The 18,014-nt window shown below is 74.0% G+C and carries 14 protein-coding genes and 1 pseudogene; 5 read left to right on the top strand and 10 right to left on the bottom strand.

What is annotated here, in order from left to right:
• Positions 1-21: 21 nt before the first annotated feature.
• Positions 22-744, bottom strand: a complete 723-nt coding sequence (locus PS271_RS14935) for a response regulator (protein WP_398382366.1) — start codon at positions 742-744, stop codon at positions 22-24.
• Between the two features lie 225 nt (positions 745-969).
• Between PS271_RS14935 and PS271_RS14930 the strand changes: the two genes are divergently transcribed.
• From PS271_RS14930 to PS271_RS14920, 3 genes are all read left to right on the top strand, one after another.
• Positions 970-2,253 (top strand): globin domain-containing protein, encoded by a 1,284-nt coding sequence (locus PS271_RS14930; RefSeq protein WP_398382365.1) that lies wholly within the window; start codon positions 970-972, stop codon positions 2,251-2,253.
• Between the two features lie 147 nt (positions 2,254-2,400).
• Positions 2,401-3,027 carry a GNAT family N-acetyltransferase gene (locus PS271_RS14925; RefSeq protein ID WP_398382364.1) on the top strand — a complete coding sequence of 209 codons (627 nt, stop codon included), beginning with the start codon at positions 2,401-2,403 and terminating at the stop codon, positions 3,025-3,027.
• A gap of 59 nt (positions 3,028-3,086) precedes the next feature.
• Positions 3,087-3,569 carry a pyridoxamine 5'-phosphate oxidase family protein gene (locus PS271_RS14920; protein ID WP_398382363.1) on the top strand — a complete coding sequence of 161 codons (483 nt, stop codon included), beginning with the start codon at positions 3,087-3,089 and terminating at the stop codon, positions 3,567-3,569.
• Here the strand turns inward: PS271_RS14920 and PS271_RS14915 are convergent.
• From PS271_RS14915 to PS271_RS14890, 6 genes and pseudogenes are all read right to left on the bottom strand, one after another.
• Positions 3,485-4,237 (bottom strand): sirohydrochlorin chelatase, encoded by a 753-nt coding sequence (locus PS271_RS14915; RefSeq protein WP_398382362.1) that lies wholly within the window; start codon positions 4,235-4,237, stop codon positions 3,485-3,487. The two genes, PS271_RS14920 and PS271_RS14915, sit on opposite strands and share 85 nt — an antisense overlap.
• A 3-nt stretch (positions 4,238-4,240) precedes the next feature.
• Complete coding sequence (locus PS271_RS14910) at positions 4,241-5,617, bottom strand: MFS transporter (protein WP_398386854.1); 1,377 nt, start codon at positions 5,615-5,617, stop codon at positions 4,241-4,243.
• A 120-nt stretch (positions 5,618-5,737) separates the two neighbouring features.
• Positions 5,738-6,157: pseudogene (gene nirD, locus PS271_RS14905) on the bottom strand (nitrite reductase small subunit NirD); the annotation flags it as partial.
• The gene (nirB, locus tag PS271_RS14900; RefSeq protein WP_398382361.1) at positions 6,154-8,817 is read right to left on the bottom strand and encodes a nitrite reductase large subunit NirB; all 2,664 of its coding nucleotides are present in this window, start codon (positions 8,815-8,817) and stop codon (positions 6,154-6,156) included. The gene nirB and the pseudogene nirD, both read right to left, overlap by 4 nt.
• Positions 8,817-9,989, bottom strand: coding sequence for an NAD(P)/FAD-dependent oxidoreductase (locus PS271_RS14895; protein WP_398382360.1), 1,173 nt, complete (start codon positions 9,987-9,989; stop codon positions 8,817-8,819). Before PS271_RS14895 ends, nirB begins: the two co-directional genes overlap by 1 nt.
• Complete coding sequence (locus tag PS271_RS14890; protein ID WP_398382359.1) at positions 9,986-12,229, bottom strand: molybdopterin oxidoreductase family protein; 2,244 nt, start codon at positions 12,227-12,229, stop codon at positions 9,986-9,988. Before PS271_RS14890 ends, PS271_RS14895 begins: the two co-directional genes overlap by 4 nt.
• A gap of 191 nt (positions 12,230-12,420) precedes the next feature.
• On the opposite strand from PS271_RS14890, the gene PS271_RS14885 reads away from it, so the two are divergent.
• Entirely contained in the window at positions 12,421-13,620 is a 1,200-nt protein-coding gene (locus PS271_RS14885; RefSeq protein WP_398382358.1) for a uroporphyrinogen-III synthase, read from the top strand.
• A 97-nt stretch (positions 13,621-13,717) separates the two neighbouring features.
• On the opposite strand, the gene PS271_RS14880 is transcribed toward PS271_RS14885, so the two are convergent.
• On the bottom strand, positions 13,718-14,071 hold the full coding sequence (locus tag PS271_RS14880; RefSeq protein WP_398382357.1) for an ArsR/SmtB family transcription factor: 354 nt from the start codon (positions 14,069-14,071) through the stop codon (positions 13,718-13,720).
• Positions 14,072-14,187: 116 nt separating this feature from the next.
• Between PS271_RS14880 and PS271_RS14875 the strand changes: the two genes are divergently transcribed.
• The gene (locus PS271_RS14875) at positions 14,188-15,648 is read left to right on the top strand and encodes an MFS transporter (protein ID WP_398382356.1); all 1,461 of its coding nucleotides are present in this window, start codon (positions 14,188-14,190) and stop codon (positions 15,646-15,648) included.
• Between the two features lie 197 nt (positions 15,649-15,845).
• Here the strand turns inward: PS271_RS14875 and PS271_RS14870 are convergent, their stop codons facing one another.
• On the bottom strand, positions 15,846-16,661 hold the full coding sequence (locus tag PS271_RS14870) for a VOC family protein (protein WP_398382355.1): 816 nt from the start codon (positions 16,659-16,661) through the stop codon (positions 15,846-15,848).
• Between the two features lie 50 nt (positions 16,662-16,711).
• Positions 16,712-18,001, bottom strand: a complete 1,290-nt coding sequence (locus tag PS271_RS14865) for an MFS transporter (protein ID WP_398382354.1) — start codon at positions 17,999-18,001, stop codon at positions 16,712-16,714.
• Positions 18,002-18,014 lie beyond the last annotated feature (13 nt).

Genomic DNA, 18,014 nt, shown 5'->3' with positions numbered 1-18,014 from the left:
CCTGCTCCCCTCCTACGACCCCTACGACCCCGACGGCTTCTTCGTCCTGCCCGCTATGACCGCCGCCTGGACCCGTCGCCCCACCCCCAGCTTTGCCAGGATCGATGAGATGCGGTTCTTCACCGTCTTTTCCGCCAGGAAGAGGCGGTCAGCGATCTGGCGGTTCGTCAGGCCCTCGCCGATGAGGTCGAGGATCTCCCGTTCGCGGGGCGAGAGGCTGTCCAGCTCCGACGCCTCGGGCACCTCCGGTTCCCGCGGCGTGCGCAGCCGGGCCATGACGCGGGACGCCGTGCGCGGGTCGAGCGTTGACTTGCCGGTGGCCACCGTCCGTACCGCCGACACCAGCTCCGAGCCGTTGATCTGCTTGAGGACGTAGCCCGCGGCACCCGCCATGATGGCGTCGAAGAGGGCCTCGTCGTCGTCGAACGAGGTCAGCATCAGGCAGGCCAGCTCCGGCATGCGGGCACGGAGTTCGCGGCACACCTCGATGCCGCCGTGGTCGCCGCCCTCCGTGCCGCTCTCCCCGAGCCGTACGTCGAGGACGGCCACGTGCGGGCGGGTCGCCGGGACGCGTGCGAGGGCCTCCCGGCTCGTGGCCGCCTCCCCCACGACCTCGATGTCCGGCTCCGCTTCGAGGAGGTCACGAACTCCGCGGCGCACCACCTCGTGGTCGTCGAGGATGAACACGCGCAACGGCGCGGCTGTTTCCCTTGCTACGGCTTTTTCCGGATCGGTTCGGTCCATACGCGCAGTATGTCCGGGCCCGGCAAGGGTGCCACGCACCAGGGTGCGGGCACCGCTGCCGGGGCCGGGCGCAACGAACCGCAGGCCCAGCTCACACCCCGCCCGCACCCCGCCGATAGGGCCGAACGGCCCTGCTGACCAGGGCCGGGCGGGCCCCTGGGCCGGTTGCCATACTGGCGCGCGCCCCAGCCCGTGTGCGAGGAGCCTTCGAGGAGCTGCCCACCCGTGAACACCGTCGACGACACGTACCACTCCCTGCTCGCCCGGCACGACGCGATGCGGCTCCGCAGGCGGCTGTTCTCCCCCGCGGGTACCGGGTGGCAGGGGGCGGAGGGCGCCGGCGGAACGGCGAGCACGGCGGGCAAGGCGGCGGCACCGCAGCAGCCGTACGACGGCGCCGCCGACCAGCGCGTCATCACCGACCACCTCGAACTCGTCACCCCCTTCGAGGACTTGATCGCCCATCTCTACGACGCGATGTTCGCTCACTGGCCCTACCTGCGGCAGCTCTTCCCGGAGTCGATGGAGTTCCAGCGCAAGCACCTCGAAGCGATCTTCTGGTACCTGATCGAGAACCTCCACGACCCCGATGCCGTCGCGGCCACCTTCACGCGCCTCGGGCGCGACCACCGCAAGCTGGGTGTACGGCCCGCGCACTACCGGGCGTTCGAGTCCGCGCTGTGCGAGGCGCTGCGCCGCACGGCGGGCCCGCGCTGGAGCGAGGGCATGGAGCGGGCGTGGGTGCGCATGCTGCGGTTCGCGGTCGCGGCCATGGTCGAGGGCGCGGAGGCCGCCCTGGGCGAGCCCGCGGCCTGGCAGGCCACGGTCACGGACCACGACTTACGGCGCGCGGACCTCGCCGTCCTGCGCGTACGGCCGCACGAGCCGTACCCGTACCGGGCCGGGCAGTTCGCCTCCGTGGCCTCGCCGGCCCTGCCGCAGGCGTGGCGGCAGTACTCCGTCGCCTGCGCGCCCCGCCCGGACGGCGAGCTGGAGTTCCACGTGAAACTGACCGGCCGCGGAGGCGTCAGCGAGGCCCTCCTGACGCGCACCCGCGTCGGCGACGTCCTGCGGCTCGGCCCCCCGGGCGGCACGATGACGCTGGACGGCGAGGACGCCGCGCACGACCTGCTGTTCGTCGCGGCCGACACCGGCTGGGCCGCGGCCAAGGCGCTGCTCCAGGAGCTCGCCGGGCACAGGGTCGCGCAGCGCGGCGTGCACCTCTTCCTGGGGGTGCGGCACCCTTCCGCGCTGTACGACACGGAGTCGCCGGCGGAGCTGCGCCGCCACTACCCGTGGCTGCGGGTCACGCAGGTGACCGGCGAGGGCCCCGGGCCGGGCGAGTACGGCGCGCTGGCCGACGTCGTCGCGGGGCACGGCGACTGGTCCCGGCACCTGGCCTTCGTGAGCGGCCCGCCGGCCATGGCCGGACCGCTCGTGGCACGGCTGACCGCGGAGGGCGTGCCGGCTGAGCGCGTCCGGCACGATCCGCTGCCGGACCGGGTCTGAGGGCGGGCGGATCGCCGGCCCGGCAACGCAGATCCCGAAGACAGCGCAGATGCGGATATCCGGGCATGCGAGCATGCGGATATCCGCATATCCGCTCCTCCGTATATCCGGAGGACAGCCGGCCCCCCGCCGTCGCACACTGCACCCATGGATGATCACGACAGAGGCGTTCCGGCCGGCCCCGGCCCCGGCTTCGCCTTCAAGCCCACGCTCACCGGCGAGCTGACCCTGCTGCGGCCGGTCACCGTGGACGACGTGCCCGCGCTGCTCCCCATCTTCCGGGACGAGGAGACGGCGCGGCTGACCGGTGACCACGCCGCGCACGACGAGGCCGGGCTCCGGGCCTGGTACGCCTCGCGCGGCGACCAGGAGGACCGTCTGGACCTCGCGATCGTGGAGCGGGCGACCGGGAACGTCGTCGGGGAGGCCGTCCTCAGCGAGTGGGACCCGGGCAACGAGAGCTGTAGCTTCCGCATCTGCTCGGTGCCCGGCGCACCCGGACGCGGGCTGGGGACCGAGGCCACCCGGCTGATCGTCGGCTACGGGTTCGAGACGCTGGGCCTGCACCGCGTCTCGCTGGAGGTGTACGCCTTCAACCCGCGCGCCCGGCACGTCTACGAGAAGGCCGGCTTCGTACCGGAGGGCGTGCTGCGGGGCGCGCTGCTGTGGGAGGGCGAGCGGGTCGACGCCGTGGTGATGTCGATCCTCGCGCCGGAGTGGTTCCGGCACCGCGGGCGGCCGGTGCCGGTGCCGGTGCCGGTGCCGGAACTGTAGTCGCTACCGGGGCCGTTCGGCCCCTGGCAGGGCGGGCCCCGGCCGCCTCTACTGAAGGGGTGAGCGACACCACCGCATCGCCCTGCCACCGCGTCGAGCTGACCCGCGCCGAGTCCCTCCGGCTCCTGCGTACCGTCACGCTGGGCCGGGTCGTCTTCACCCGGTGCGCGCTGCCGGCCATCCGCCCGGTCAACCACGTCGTGGACGGCGGCAACATCATCATCCGCACCCACGAGGGCGCCGCCCTGACCGGACTCGCAGCGCCGGCGGTACCCGCGCTCCAGCCCGGGGCGGCCGCCCGCCGCGTCGTCGTCGCGTACGAGGCCGACGCCATCGACCCCGTCACCCACCTCGGCTGGAGCGTCGTCGTCACCGGCTACTGCACGCTGGTCACCCACCCGGACGAACTCGCCCGCTACACGGAGCTCCTGACGCCCTGGTGGGACGAGCGGATGGACTACGCGGTACGGATCTGGCCGTCGCTCGTGACGGGCGTCCGACTGGCTCCGGGGAGCCCGCAACCGCCCGTCGCGGCCCGCTGATACCGGCGGACGACCAGCCGGGCCACGGCGTCATGCGGGCCCAGCGGGCCGGACACGGGAATATCTCTCACTCCGCTCCGTACGGCCTCGCTGAAGTGCCCCGGCCCGGTCAGATACGTAGCGACGGACACCTCGGCGTGCCCCTCCTCCCGTAGCGCCGCCACGGCCTCCCCGGGGCGCGGCCCGTCGCCCGACACGTACGACGGCTCCACGCGGACCCCCAGCCGCAGCGCGAGCAGCCGCGCCATGCGGGTGGTGTCCGCCCGGGCCGCGGGGTCGGAGGATCCGGCGGCGGCGAGGACGACGGGCGCCGGCGAGCCGGGCTCCCGCCCCGCCTCCGCCAGCCGGTCCGCGAGGGCCTCCGCGAGCAGCGGGTGCGGCCCCAGCGCGGGGGCCGTACGGCACAGCAGCCGGGGCCCCGCGGACGCCGCCGCGGCCGGAATGTCGGCCCGTACGTGGTGGCCGGTGCCGAGCAGCAGCGGCACGAGCACCGCCTCGCCCCGCAGCCCGGCCAGGACCTCGTCCAGGGAGGGCGCCACCAGCCCGAGGTAGCCGGCCCGGACGTCGAGGTCCGGCCGCAGCGCCCGTACGCGCCCGGCCAGCGCCTCGGTGACGGCGGCCCCGGCCGGGTTCCGGGTGCCGTGGGCGGCCAGGACGAGAGCGGGCACGGCCTACACCCCCACCGGGCCGCGGCCGGGCCGCAGGTAGACCGCCCACGTCAGGACGGCGCACAGGGCGTACGTGGCCAGGAAGGCGAGATAGGCCGCGTCGCCGTTGTGCGAGCCGAGGAAGGACTGCCGGAAGGCGAGGTTGACCAGGACGCCGCCGAAGGCCCCCACCGCGCCGGCGACGCCGATCAGGGCCGAGGCGCGGCGCCGCGAGGTCTCCTCGGCCGCGGCCGGGTCCGCGCCGTGCGCCTCCACCGCGGTCCGGGCCTGGGCCCGGAAGATCGCCGGGATCATCTTGTACGTCGAGCCGTTGCCGATGCCGCTGAAGACGAACAACGCCACGAACCCGGTGACGAACAGCGGCAGCGAACCCTCCCGGGAGGCTGCCAGGACGGTCACCGCGCCCGCCGCCATCGCCCCGTAGTTCACCAGGGTCACCCGGGCCCCGCCCCAGCGGTCGGCGAGCAGCCCGCCGACGGGGCGCACGAGCGAGCCGAGGAGCGGGCCGAGGAAGGTGAGGCCCGCGGCCTTGACCGGGGTGTCGAAGTCTCCGTGGAACTGCACCTGGAGCACCTGCCCGAAGGCGAAGCCGAAGCCGATGAAGGAACCGAAGGTGCCGATGTAGAGCACCGACATCACCCAGGTGTGCGGCTCGCGGCAGATCTCGCGCAGGGCGCGCTTGTGGTTGCGCAGGCCGGTCAGGTTGTCCATGCGCAGCGCGGCGCCGAGGGCCGCGAGCGCGATCAGGGGGATGTAGAGCAGCGGCAGCAGACGCGGGTTGCCGCTGCCGGCGGTGGCGAGGACCAGCAGGCCGAGGAGCTGGACGGCGGGGACGCCGAGGTTGCCGCCGCCCGCGTTGACGCCGAGGGCCCAGCCCTTGAGCCGCTGCGGGTAGAAGGCGTTGATGTTGGCCATGGAGGAGGCGAAGTTGCCGCCGCCGACTCCGGCGGCGCACGCGACGGCGAGCAGGGTCCCGTACGAGACACCGGGTTCGAGGAGGACCCCGGCCAGGACGGTCGGGACGAGCAGCAGGAGGGCGCTGATCACCGTCCAGTTGCGGCCGCCGAAGGCCGCGACGGCGACGGTGTACGGCAGCCGCAGCACCGCGCCGAGGGCCGTCGGCAGGGCGGTGAGCAGGAACTTCCCGGCCGGGTCGATGCCGTACTCGGGGCCGAGGAAGAGGACCAGGACGGACCACAGGCTCCAGACGGAGAAGCCGATGTGCTCGGAGAGGACGGAGAAGAGGAGGTTGCGGCGGGCGATCCGGGCACCGGTCTCCTTCCAGAAGACCGGGTCCTCGGGGCGCCAGTCGGCGATGTCGTGGCCGGCAGCCCGAGGCGCGGTGCCCGCGGCGGGCTCCGGGGGCACCACGGACGCCACGGGCTCCGGAGACACCACGGGCTCCGGGGCCACCGAAGGCTCCTGCGACACCACGGGTCCCGGAGGCTCCGAGGACACCACAGCCTCCGGCGGCACCAAGGAAGCCCCCCGCCGCACCGGCCACACCCGTACCGCCGCCTCACTGCCGTCCGGTGCCAGCGGCTCGTCCAGGCAGGCGCCCGTCCGCAGGCAGAACGCCTGCTTGTACATGGGTGAGGCCACCACCGGCACGCCGTCCCGGCTGCCGAGGATGCCGCGCGAGAGGACGTACGCGCCGCTGAACGGGTCGCGGTTGCCGACCGCGTACAGCTCCCCGGCCCGGTCCCGGAAGACCGCCACCTGCTCGTCGCCGACCAGCACCGCGACCCCGCGCCCGGGGACGAGCCCGTCCCACGCGCACACGGGCCGCCAGCCCGTCCCGTCGTGGATCTCCACGGCCGACGCGCCCGACGCGCCCGACGCGGCCGCCCCGGTCGGCACGACCGCCCCCGTCGGCACCACCGTCCCTGTAGTCACATTCGTCACAGTCGTCTCGGTCATCCTGCACGCACCTCCAACTGGGCGCCGGCGATCAGCGGCGCGGTGAGGACCTGCCCGTCCTCATGCGGCAGGGCAGGGCGGATCTGGCCCCGTTCGGGGACGAAGCGGACGGTCGGGTCGGGGGTGCCGGGGGCGTTGGCGAAGGAGGCGAAGCGGCGCAGCCGGACGGGGTCGGCGAGGGTGGCCGCCCACTCGTCCTCGTACGTGGCGACGTGGCGGGCCATGAGCGCGTCCAGGTCGGCGCAGATGCCGAGGGAGTCGTCCATGATGACGGCCCGCAGGTGGTCGAGGCCGCCGTCGAGGCGTTCGAGCCAGGGGGCGGTGCGCTCCAGGCGGTCGGCGGTGCGGATGTAGAACATCAGGAACCGGTCGATGGTGCGCAGGAGCGCGGGGCGGTCGAGGTCGGAGGCGAGCAGGTCGGCGTGGCGCGGGGTCATGCCGCCGTTGCCGCCGACGTAGAGGTTCCAGCCGGTGGAGGTGGCGATGACGCCGAAGTCCTTGCTCTGCGCCTCGGCGCACTCGCGGGCGCAGCCGGAGACGGCCGACTTGAGCTTGTGCGGGGCGCGCAGCCCGCGGTAGCGCAGCTCCAGTTCGATGGCGAGGCCGACGGAGTCCTGCACGCCGTAGCGGCACCAGGTCTCCCCCACACACGACTTCACGGTGCGCAGGGCCTTGCCGTAGGCGTGGCCGGACTCGAAGCCGGCGTCTACGAGCCGCCGCCAGATGTGCGGGAGCTGGTCGACGGTGGCGCCGAAGAGGTCGATGCGCTGCCCTCCGGTGATCTTCGTGTAGAGGCCGTAGTCGCGGGCGATCTCGCCGATGACGATGAGGCCGGCGGGGGTGATCTCGCCGCCGGGGACGCGCGGGACGACGGAGTACGAGCCGTTGCGCTGGAGGTTGGCGAGGAAGTGGTCGTTGGTGTCCTGGAGGGCGGCCTGCTCGCCGTCGAGGATGTGGCCGTTGCCGAGGCTCGCGAGGATGGAGCCGACGACGGGCTTGCAGACGTCGCAGCCCTCCACGCCCCTGCCGGCCGCCACGCCCTCGCCGTCCGCCGCACCCTTGCCCGCTGCCGTCCCGTGCTCGTCGGCGAGGCGGGCGAAGCTGTCGATGCCCTTGACGCGGATGATCTCGTAGAGCTCGGCGCGGGTGTGTTCGAAGTGCTCGCACAGGCCGCGTGCGGTCTCGACGCCCGCGGCGGCGAGCTCGTCGGTCACGAGCGTGCCGAGGAGCTTCACGCAGCTGCCGCAGCCCGTGCCGGCCCTGGTGCACTGCTTGATCTCGGGGACGCTCGTGCAGCCCTTGTCGTTCACCGCCGCCCTGACGGCGCCCTTGGTGACGTGGTGGCACGAGCAGACGACCGCCTCGTCGGGCAGGGTCACGGGCCCGGCCGGCGTCCCGGCGGAGGCGGGCAGCACCAGCTGTTCGGGCGGGGCGGGCAGCGGCGTGCCGCTGAGCGCGAGGGGGCGCAGGATGCCGTACGCCTCGGTGTCGCCGACGAGGACGCCGCCGAGGAGGGCGCCGTCCGCGCCGATGACCAGCTTCTTGTAGACGCCGTCGCGGCTGTTGGAGTACGTGACGTCGAGGGCGCCGTCGGCGGCGCCGTGCGCGTCGCCGAAGCTCGCGACGTCGACGCCGAGGAGCTTGAGCTTGGTGGAGGTGTCGGCGCCGGTGAAGGTGCAGCCGTCGGTGAGCGAGCCGGTGCCGGAGTCGCCGGCGGCCGCGGTGACGGCCCGCGCCGCGGTCTCGGCCATGGCGTAGCCGGGGGCGACGAGGCCGTAGACGCGGCCGTCGGCGGCGAGGGCGCACTCGCCGATGGCGAGGACGGCGGGGTCGGCCGTACGGCAGTGCTCGTCGACGACGATGCCGCCGCGCTCGCCCACGGGGAGGCCGCAGGCGCGGGCCAGTTCGTCGCGCGGGCGCACGCCGGCCGCGAAGATCACCAGGTCGGTGGGGAGTTGCCTGCCGTCGGAGAGGGTGAGGGCCTGCGCCGTGCCGTCCGCGCCCGTTTCGATGCGCTGGGCTCCGGCGCCCGTGTGGACGGTGACGCCCAGCTCCTCGATCCTGCGGCGCAGGACGGCGCCGCCGCCGTCGTCCACCTGGATCGCCATGAGGCGGGGCGCGAACTCCACGACGTGGGTCGCGACTCCCATGGCCTTGAGCGCGCCCGCTGCCTCCAGGCCGAGCAGCCCGCCGCCGATGACCGCCCCCGCGCCGGCCGTGGCGGCGGCGTCGCGGATGGCCTCCAGGTCCTCGATGGTGCGGTAGACGTGGCAGCCGGGGGCGTCGTGGCCGGGGACGGGCGGCACGAACGGGTACGAGCCGGTGGCCAGGACGAGCGCGTCGTACGGGAGTTGCCGCCCGGAGGCGGTGGTGACGGTACGCGCTTCGCGGTCGACGGCGGTGACGCGGTCGCCGAGATGCAGCTCGATGCCGTACTTCTCCATGAAGCCGTCCGGGCAGAGGGAGAGCTCCTCGGCGGACGTGCCGGAGAACCAGGAGGTGAGGTGGACTCGGTCGTAGGCGGGGCGCGGTTCCTCGGCGAGGACGGTGACCTGCCACTCGGTGGCCGGCCCGGCCGGGGCCTGCTCGAACAGGGCTTCCAGGAAGCGTTGTCCGACCATGCCGTGGCCGACGAGAACCAGGCGTCGTGCAGCCGTCATCAGGAGGCTCCTTGCGAGGTCAGCAGGTGGAAGGGGTCACTGGGTACGGATTCGTCCCGTTCGTAGGCCCGGGCGAGGGCGCCGACCGTCGCCAGGTCGCCGAGGAGGATGGCCCCGGCGATCCGGTCGCCGCGCAGGACGAGCTTCTTGTACGAACCGCGGGTGGCGTCGGCGATGCGGAGCACGTCGACGCCGTCCTCGTCGGCACCGGCCGCCGCGCCGAACGCCGCGTACTCCAGGGGCCCGGCCGACAGCCGGGCGTACGGGCGCGAGCCCTCGTACGCGGCGTCGGGCGAGGCGCCGGAGAGCCGCGCGGCGAGCACGTCGGCCTGCTCCCATGCGGCGCCGGCCGTGCCGTGCGTACGGCCGGCGTGCTCGGCGCAGTCGCCGATCGCGTACACGCCGGGGGCGCAGGAGAGGCGGTCGTCGACCACGACGCCGGTACGGACGGGGAGGCCGGCGGCGCGGGCGAGGGCGGTGCGGGGCGTGACGCCGCAGGCGGCGACGACGAGGTCGGCGTCGAGGGTGTGACCGTCGGAGAGGGCAACGCCGGCTTCCCCGTGCACCTCCCGCACTGTGACCCCCGTGCGCACCTCCACCCCCAGGCCCGCCAGGCCGCGCCGCAGGAGCTCGCCCGCCGGTCCGTCCAGGTCGCGCTCGACGAGGTGCGGGGCCCGGTGGACGATCGTCACCGGCAGCCCGCGGGAGGCCAGCGCGCGGGCCACGCTCACCCCGAGGACGCCACCGCCGATCACCACCGCCCGGCGGGCGCGGGCGGCCGCGCCGGCCAGGGCCTCGCCGTCGCCGGCGGTCCGCACCACGTGCACCCGGCCCCGCCCGGACGCGCCGCAGGCGACCGGCTCCGCGCCCGTGGCCAGGACCAGCTCGTCGTACGGGACGTGCGCCCCGTCGGCCAGCTCCAGCGTGTGGGCGACGGTGTCGAGCCCCGTCACCTCGCAGTCCGTCCGCAGCCGCGCCTCGCCGGCCGGCAGCGTGAGGTCGTCCGCGGCGTAGCGGCCCGTGAGGAGGTCGGCGAGCAGCACCCGGTTGTACGGGGCGCGCGGCTCGGCGCCGTACAGCGTGACCTCCGCGTCCCCGCCGAGGGCCTGGAAGCGCTCGGCGAAGCGGGCGGCGGCCATGCCTGCGCCGACGACGGCGATGCGGCGGGTCATGACGCCGCCTCCGTCACGTCAACAACCTCCGTGACATCGAGAACGTCGTCCTCGGCCTTCTCCACCCGCACCGCGCACACCTTGAACTCGGGCATCCGCGAGACCGGGTCGAGGGCGGGGTTCGTGAGGGAGTTGGCGCGCCCCTTCCCGCCCCAGTGGAAGGGCATGAAGACGGTGTCCGGCCGGATGGTGTCGGTGACGCGGGCGGGGGCGACCGCCCGGCCGCGCCTGCTGCTGACCGCCAGCAACTCGCCCTCCGCGACGCCGAGGCGCCGGGCGAGCACCGGGTGGAGCTCCACGAACGGGCCGGGTGCGGAGCGGTTGAGCTCGTCGACGCGCCGCGTCTGGGCGCCGCTCTGGTACTGGCCGACGACGCGACCCGTCGTCAGGAACAGCGGGTAGTCGCCGTCGGGGCCGTCGGGCTCCTCCGCGGCGGGCCGGTGCGTCACGGCGACGAACCGCGCCCGCCCGTCGGGGGTGGCGAAGCGGTCCAGGAAGAGGCGGGGCGTGCCGGGGTGGTCCGGGTCCGGGCAGGGCCAGAAGACGCCGTCCTCGGCACGGATGCGGTCGTAGCTGATGCCCGCGTAGTCGGCCTGTCCGCCGGCCGAGGCGCGCCGCAGCTCCTCGAAGACCTCTTCGGGGTCCTCGGGGAACCCCTCGGTCACGCCCAGCCGGGCGGCGAGCCCGTGCAGGACGGCGAGGTCGCTGCGTACGCCCTCGGGGGCGTCGACGGCCTTGCGGCGCAGGATGACGCGGCCTTCGAGGTTCGTGGTCGTACCGGTCTCCTCTGCCCACTGGGTGACCGGCAGGACCACGTCGGCGAGCCGGGCCGTCTCGGAGAGGACGACGTCGCCGACGGCGAGGAGGTCCAGCGCGCGCAGCCGCTCGGTGACGTGGGCGGCGCGGGGGGCGGAGACGGCCGGGTTGGAGCCCATGAGCAAGAGCGCGCGGACGCGGTCGTCGCCGCCGTGGCTTCCGTTACCGCCGTGGCTTCCGCCCTCGCCGCCGCCGTCCCCACCGTTACCCCCGTCCCCACCAAGGGAGTCCAGGAGTTCGTACGCGCTGCGGCCGGGTCCGGGCAGGTCGTCCGGGTCGACGCCCCAGACGGCGGCGACGTGGCGACGGGCCGCGGGGTCGGTGATCGAGCGGTAGCCGGGGAGCTGGTCGGCCTTCTGGCCGTGCTCGCGGCCGCCCTGGCCGTTTCCCTGGCCGGTCAGGCAGCCGTAGCCGGAGCCGGGACGGCCCGCCTTGCCGGCCGCCAGGCACAGGTTGATCCACGCGCTGACGGTGTCCGTGCCCTTGCTCTGCTGCTCGGGGCCGCGCGCGGTCAGCACCATGCCGCGCGGCGCCTCCCCGAACATGGCGGCCGCCTCGGCGAGTTGTGCCACCGGTACGCCCGTGATCCGCTCCACGCGCCCCGGCCAGTGCGCCATCGCGGCGGCCCGCGCCTGCGCGAAACCGGTCGTGCGGCGGGCGATGAAGTCCTTGTCGGCGCGGCCGTCGGCGATCAGCAGGTGCAGCAGCCCGAGCGCGAGGGCGAGATCGGTGCCGGGGAGGGGCTGCAGATGAAGGTCGGCCTGGTCGGCGGTGCGCGTGCGGCGCGGGTCGACGACGATGAGCCGGCCGCCGTTCTCGCGCAGTTCGCGGAAGTAGCGCAGCGCGGGGGGCATCGTCTCGGCCGGGTTGGCGCCGACCAGGATCACGCAGTCCGTGCCGGCGATGTCCGCGAGCGGGAAGGGCAGGCCGCGGTCGATGCCGAACGCGCGGCGGTGCGCGGCCGCCGCGGACGACATGCAGAAGCGGCCGTTGTAGTCGATGTTCGGGGTGCGGAGCGCGACGCGCGCGAACTTCCCCAGCAGGTAAGCCTTTTCGTTCGTGAGCCCGCCGCCGCCGAAGACGCCGACGGCGTCGTTGCCGTGGCGCCGCCGCACCGCCGTGAGGCCGGCGGCCACGCGGTCGAGGGCCTCGCCCCAGGAGGCGGGGCGCAGCGGGGCGTCGCGGGAGTCGCGGACGAGGGGCTCGGTGAGCCGCACGCCGGGGCGCAGCACGGCGGCGGCGGTCCGCCCCTTTCCGCACAGGGCGCCCTGGTTGACGGGGAAGCCGGGGCGCTCCAGGACCTCCGCGGGCTCCTCCCCGGCGCCCGGCCGCAGCCGCATGCCGCACTGCAAGGCGCAGTACGGGCAGTGGGTGTCGGTGGCGGTGCCGGGGGTGGCGGCGGTGCCGGAGCCGGAGGTGGTCATGCCTTTGAGGTTCACGCTGCGTCGTTACGCGCCGACGTCGGTGATGTTGCCTGCCCGGAACAAGCCGTTCACACGGCCGGGCGGGCGGTGCAAGCCGTACGACATCTGCCGTAACAGGCCGAAAGCTTTCCCTAACGCTTGTGTGACTGGGGCGCAACAGCGCCGAAACCCCGCCGACGGACCATGCGCGCATGGGAACCACCAGCGCTGACACCGGACCGGGCTCAGGCCCTGAACCCGGGCCTGAGCCCGGACCAGGCACCGGGCCGGGCAACGGACCCGGCACGGGGCCGCTCACCGGCTTCGTCGTCGGGGTGACCGCGGACCGGCGGCGTGACGAGCTGACGGCCCTGCTGCGGCGCAGGGGCGCCCGGGTGATCGAGGCGCCCACGATGCGGATCCTCCCGCTCGACGACGACGTGGCGCTGCGCCGCGCCACCGAGCGCTGCCTCGCCGCCCCGCTCGACTACGTCGTCGCCACGACGGGCGTCGGCTGGCGCGGCTGGATGAGCGCCGCGGAGGGCTGGGGGCACGGAGCGGGGCTCGCCGGGGCGTGCCGGGGCGCCGAGGTGCTCAGCCGCGGGCCCAAGGCGACGGGCGCGGTGCGGGCCAGCGGCCTGGAGGAGGCGTACTCGCCCGGCTCCGAGGCCACCGACGAGCTCCTGACCTGGCTCCTCGCCCGTGACCTGACCGGCCGCCGCATCGCCGTCCAGGAGCACGGCGTGCCCCTCGACGGCTTCTCCGACGCGCTGCGGGAGCGCGGCGCCGAGGTCATCGACGTGCCGGTCTACCGCTGGACGCCGCCGGAGGACACCGACGCGGTACGGCGCCTGGTGGAGCAGACCGTACGGCGCGAGGTCCACGCCCTCACCTTCACCAGCGCGCCGGCCATCGTCTTCTTCCTGGAGTCCGCGCAGGCGGCCGGCCTGTACGCGGAGGTCCTCGCCGCGCTGCGGGACGACGTCCTGCCGGTCTGCGTCGGCCCGCTGTGCGCCCGCCCGCTCCAGGACGTCGGCGTCCCGGCGACCTGGCCGGAGCGCGGCCGCCTCGGCGCCCTCGTCCGCACCCTCACGGACACCCTCCCGGCCCGCGACCGCCGCGTCCTGCGCACCGGCGAGCGCCCCCTCGTCCTCCAGGGCAACGCCCTCCTCGCGGGCGCGGAAGCCATCTGGCTGCCCCCGGTCCCGGCGGCGGTCCTGCACGCCCTGGCCGCCCGCCCGGGCTGGGTCCTCAGCCGCAACGACCTGCTCCAGCGGGTGTGGGCGGGCGCCCGGGCGGACGAACACGCGGTGGAGGCGGCGGTGGGCCGGCTGCGCAGCGCGCTGGGGACGCACGCGGGTCTGATCCGTACGGTGCCGAAACGCGGCTACAGGCTGGCGGTGGACGACTGAGGTCGTCCCCCTCCTTCGGAACGAGCCGCTCCGGGCGCCCCGCAGCCCTACGGAGGCCGGCGCCGCGTGGCGGCCGCCCCGGGCCTCCGCCCGCTTCCTACCGCTGCCGCAGGACGAGGTCCAGCAGCCCCGGGAAGTGCTCCTCGAATTCGGCACGGCGCAGCCGGTTGATGCGCTTGGCGCCGGCGTCGCGCTGCTCGATGAGCCCCGCGGAGCGCAGCACCGCGAAGTGATGGCTCAGCGCGGCCTTGCGGACCGGCACGTCGAAGCTGCCGCAGGTGCGCTCCCAGTCCTCACTGGCGGCCAACTCCCGTACGAGCGCGAGCCGTACGGGGTCGCTGAGCGCGGCCATTGCAGTCTCCAGGGGCACGTCCCTGGGATGGACGTGCTCCGGTGGCGTGCGGTGCGACGCCGGCACCGACGCCGGAGCCGCGACGTTTCCCTTGGTCATAACGGCCTTCCTGACGAACGATTGCAAAGTGTTCGATGATCTGCGTACAGTCTACGTGTTCGCGTTACATCGAACAGTCTATTCGCGCCCCCTCCGGCCGACCTTGAGGAATAGGCATGTCCCAGAGTGAACCCAGTACGGCGAAAAGGAAGCTGTCGCTGCTCGCGGCCTGCCTCGGGTTCGTCGTCGTCATCCTCGACGTCAGCGTCGTCAACGTCGCCACCGACGCGCTGAGCAAGGACTTCGGCGGCAGCCTCTCCGGCCTGGAGTGGGTGATCAACGGCTACACCCTCACCTTCGCCGCGTTCCTGCTGTCCACCGGCTCGCTGGGCGACCGCTTCGACCCGAAGCGGATCTACCAGGTGGGCTTCGCGCTCTTCGCCGTGGCGTCCTTCGCCTGCGGCGCCTCCACCACGCTCGTCGCGCTGATCGTCTCCCGGGTGATCCAGGGCCTGGGCGCGGCGATGCTCGTCCCGTCCTCGCTGTCGATCGTGAACAAGTCGTTCCCCGACGCCGGCGAGCGCGCCAGGGCCGTGAGCCTGTGGGCCGCGGCGGGCGGCCTCGCCCTCGCCCTCGGCCCGGTGGTCGGCGGCGTCCTCATCGACCAGCTCGGCTGGCGGTCGATCTTCTTCGTGAACGTCCCGATCGCCGTCGCCGGCATCTGGCTGACCCAGGCCAACGCCCCGGCCACCGTCCGCGCCGCCGACGCCCCGCGCCGCTCCTTCGACCTGCTCGGCCAGGTGCTGGCCGTGGTCGCGCTGGGCACCTTCACCGCCGCCATCATCGAGGCCAACGGCCGGGGCTGGGGCTCGGCGTTCGTCATCAGCTGCCTCGTGGTCTTCGCCGTCGCGACGCTCGCCTTCATCGCCGCCGAGAAGCGCAGCAGCGATCCGATGCTGCCGCTGCACCTCTTCGGCCGCAGGGCGTTCACCTCGACCTCGCTGATCGGCGTCCTCGTCAACTTCGCCTTCTACGGCCTGATCTTCGTCTTCAGCCTGTTCTTCCAGTCCGTCCGGGCCTACTCGCCGATCGTCGCCGGCCTGGCGTTCCTCCCGATGACCGCCGCGATCATGGCCGCCAACCTGTCCTGCGGCCCGCTCGCCAGGCGGTACGGCGCCCGCGCCGTCCTCATCACCGGCAGCTCGCTGGCCGCCCTGGGCTACCTCGGCACCCTCCCGGCCGTGCACTCCGGCTCGTACTTCGCCATCGTCGCCCAGTTCCTGGTGGCGGGCTTCGGCATCGGCCTGGTCGTCCCGGCCATGACGAACGCCATGCTCTCCGCGGTCGACTCCGGCAACATCGGCATCGCCTCCGGCGTCCTGAACGCGTCGCGCCAGCTGGGCGGCCTGACCGGAGTGGCGATCATGGGCCTGATCGTGGGCGACGCGCAGTCGGACACGTTCACGTCGGGCTTGCAGACGGCCCTGGGGTGGGCGGTGGCGGCGCTGGTCGGGTGCGCGCTGCTCAGCGCCTTCGGCATCCACCGCGCCACCAAGGCCAAGGCCGCGGCCGCCGCCCCTGCTGCCGCCACCGCGCCGACGGCCGCCAAGGCCGCCGCCGCCCTGCCTGCGAAGTAATCCCCAGGCGCTCACAAGCGCCCCACAGACCCTGAACCGCCGGTCCCGCGCCGGCGGTTCCGTCATGCCGGCGTATCCGCCGCCCGTCCACGTGGGCGAGCCCGGCGCCACGCCGACGCGATCCTTCCTCTACGTGGCGGGCAATCCGTACAGCACGGTCACCGGCACCACACCGACGCCCGCCATCACCTCTCGGCTCACTTCTCGACCGTCAGCTCCGGCATCTTCCCCGTCGTCGCGCTCAGGTCGATGACGGCGAACGACGCGCCCTGGGGGTCGGTCAGTGCGGCGAAGCGGCCGAAGGGGCTGTCCATCGGGCCGAATTTGAGGTCACCGCCGCGCTCCGTCGCCTTGGCGACCGTGGCGTCGCAGTCGCCGACCGCGAAGAAGACCTGAATGTGCGGCGGGACCTCCGGCGGGAATTCCTCGCCCATCACCATGCGGCCGAGCACCGCGTCGCCGCCGAGCGTGAACAGCTTGAAGTCGACCTCTTCGTCGTCGGTGTCCGCGTCGCCCTTGATGCGCTGCACCCCGTACGGGAAGACGGCCGGGAAGAAGGCGTCGGTCTTGCCCGGGTCGCGGGTGAAGACCTCGGCCCAGCAGTACGCGCCGGCCTGCCCGCGCTTCGCGAAGCCCTCGTGGGTGCCGGCCTGCCAGACGCCGAACGTGACGCCCGAGGGGTCGCGGGCGAGGACCATCGTGCCGAAGTCGCCGACGGTCATCGGGTCCATCAGCAGCTCGCCGCCGCCCTCACGGATCTTCGCGGCGGTGGCGGCCGCGTCGGGCGAGGCGAAGTAGAGGCACCAGGCGGAGTGGCCCTCCTGGCCCGGCATGGGCGGCACCACGGCGGCCACCGCCTTGCCGTCCGCGTACGCCTCCGTGTAGTCGCCGAACTCCGACGCGCTCTCGCCGAAGGTCCATCCCAGGACGTCACCGTAGAAATCCTTGGCCGCCTCGACGTCCGTGAACATCGCGTCGGCCCAGCACGGCATGCCCTCTGCTTGCGCGGCCATGGTTCCGGCTCCTTCCGGGCTGCTGCGTCCCTGGCACCCCCGTAGCCACGCTAATCACCCGGGACCGCGCCCGCACGGGGAGCGCGCAGGGCCACGAGCCCCACGACCGCCGCCGCGGCCACCGCCACCAGCCCGCACGCCAGGATCCCGGCCCGCGCCCCGTAGTGCTGGACCGCCCAGCCCACCACCGGGCCGCCGATCGGCGTCCCACCCGTGTAGACGAGCATGTACAGGCCCATGACGCGGCCCCGCATCGACGGGTCCGTGTTCAGCTGCACCAGCGCATTGGCCGTGGTCGCGAACGTCACGCTCAGCAGCCCCACCAGCACCATCAGTGCGCCGAACCACCAGATGCCCGGCGCCGCCGACGTCAGCGCCTCCAGCACGCCGAAGGCCGCCGCCGTGATCACCATGACCACCGCGCTGCCGCTCCGCCGGCGCGCCGACAGCAGCGCCCCCACCAGGGCCCCCAGCCCGACCGCCGTCGTCAGGAAGCCGAATTCCCTCGCGCCGCCGTCGAAGACGTTGTACGCGAAGCCCGACAGCAGCGTCGGGAAGTTGAAGCCGAAGGTGCAGACGAACCCGACCAGCACGATCGGCAGCATGAGCTGCGGATGCTCGCGCACGTGCCGCAGGCCGGCCCGGACTTGGCCCCTCTCGCGCGGCGCGGGCTTCGCCGGGCGCAGCTCGGCGGCCCGCACGGCCAGGAGGGAGGCGATCACCGCGAGGTAGGAGACGGCGTTGAGGGCGAACGCCCAGCCGCTGCCGATCACGACGATCAGCGGTCCCGCGACGGCCGGGCCGAGCAGGCGGGCGCTCTGGAAGTTGACGGCGCCCAGGCTGACCGCGTTGGCGATGCGCTCGGGGCCGACCATCTCGGGGACGAACGTCTGGATCGCCGGGTTGGCGAACACGTTCATGAGGCCGAGCAGGAACGCGAAGACGTAGACGTGCGCGACCTCGACGGTGCCGGACAGCGTGAGCACGGCCAGGGCCGCCGCGAACAGGCCCATCGCGCCCTGCGTGGTGAGCAGGATCCGCCGCTTCGGGTAGCGGTCGGCGACGACCCCGCCGAACAGGCCGAACAGCAGCACCGGCAGGAATTGCAGCGCCGTGGTGACGCCCACCGCGAACGTACTGCCGGTGAGGTGGAAGACCAGCCAGTCCTGGGCGACGAACTGCATCCACGTGCCGGAGTTCGAGATGAACTGCCCGAAGAAGAAGTAGCGGTAGTTGCGCACGGCGAGCGACGCGAACATGCGGCTGCCCGGCTTGGCGGCGGGCGCGGGGGCGGCGGCGGAGCCTGCCGCGGCGGGCCCCCTCGGGGACGGAGCGGTCATCAGTCGGTACCAA

It is taken from the genome of Streptomyces sp. SCA2-17, assembly GCF_044336695.1.
This window is presented reverse-complemented; position numbering and strand designations above follow the sequence as displayed.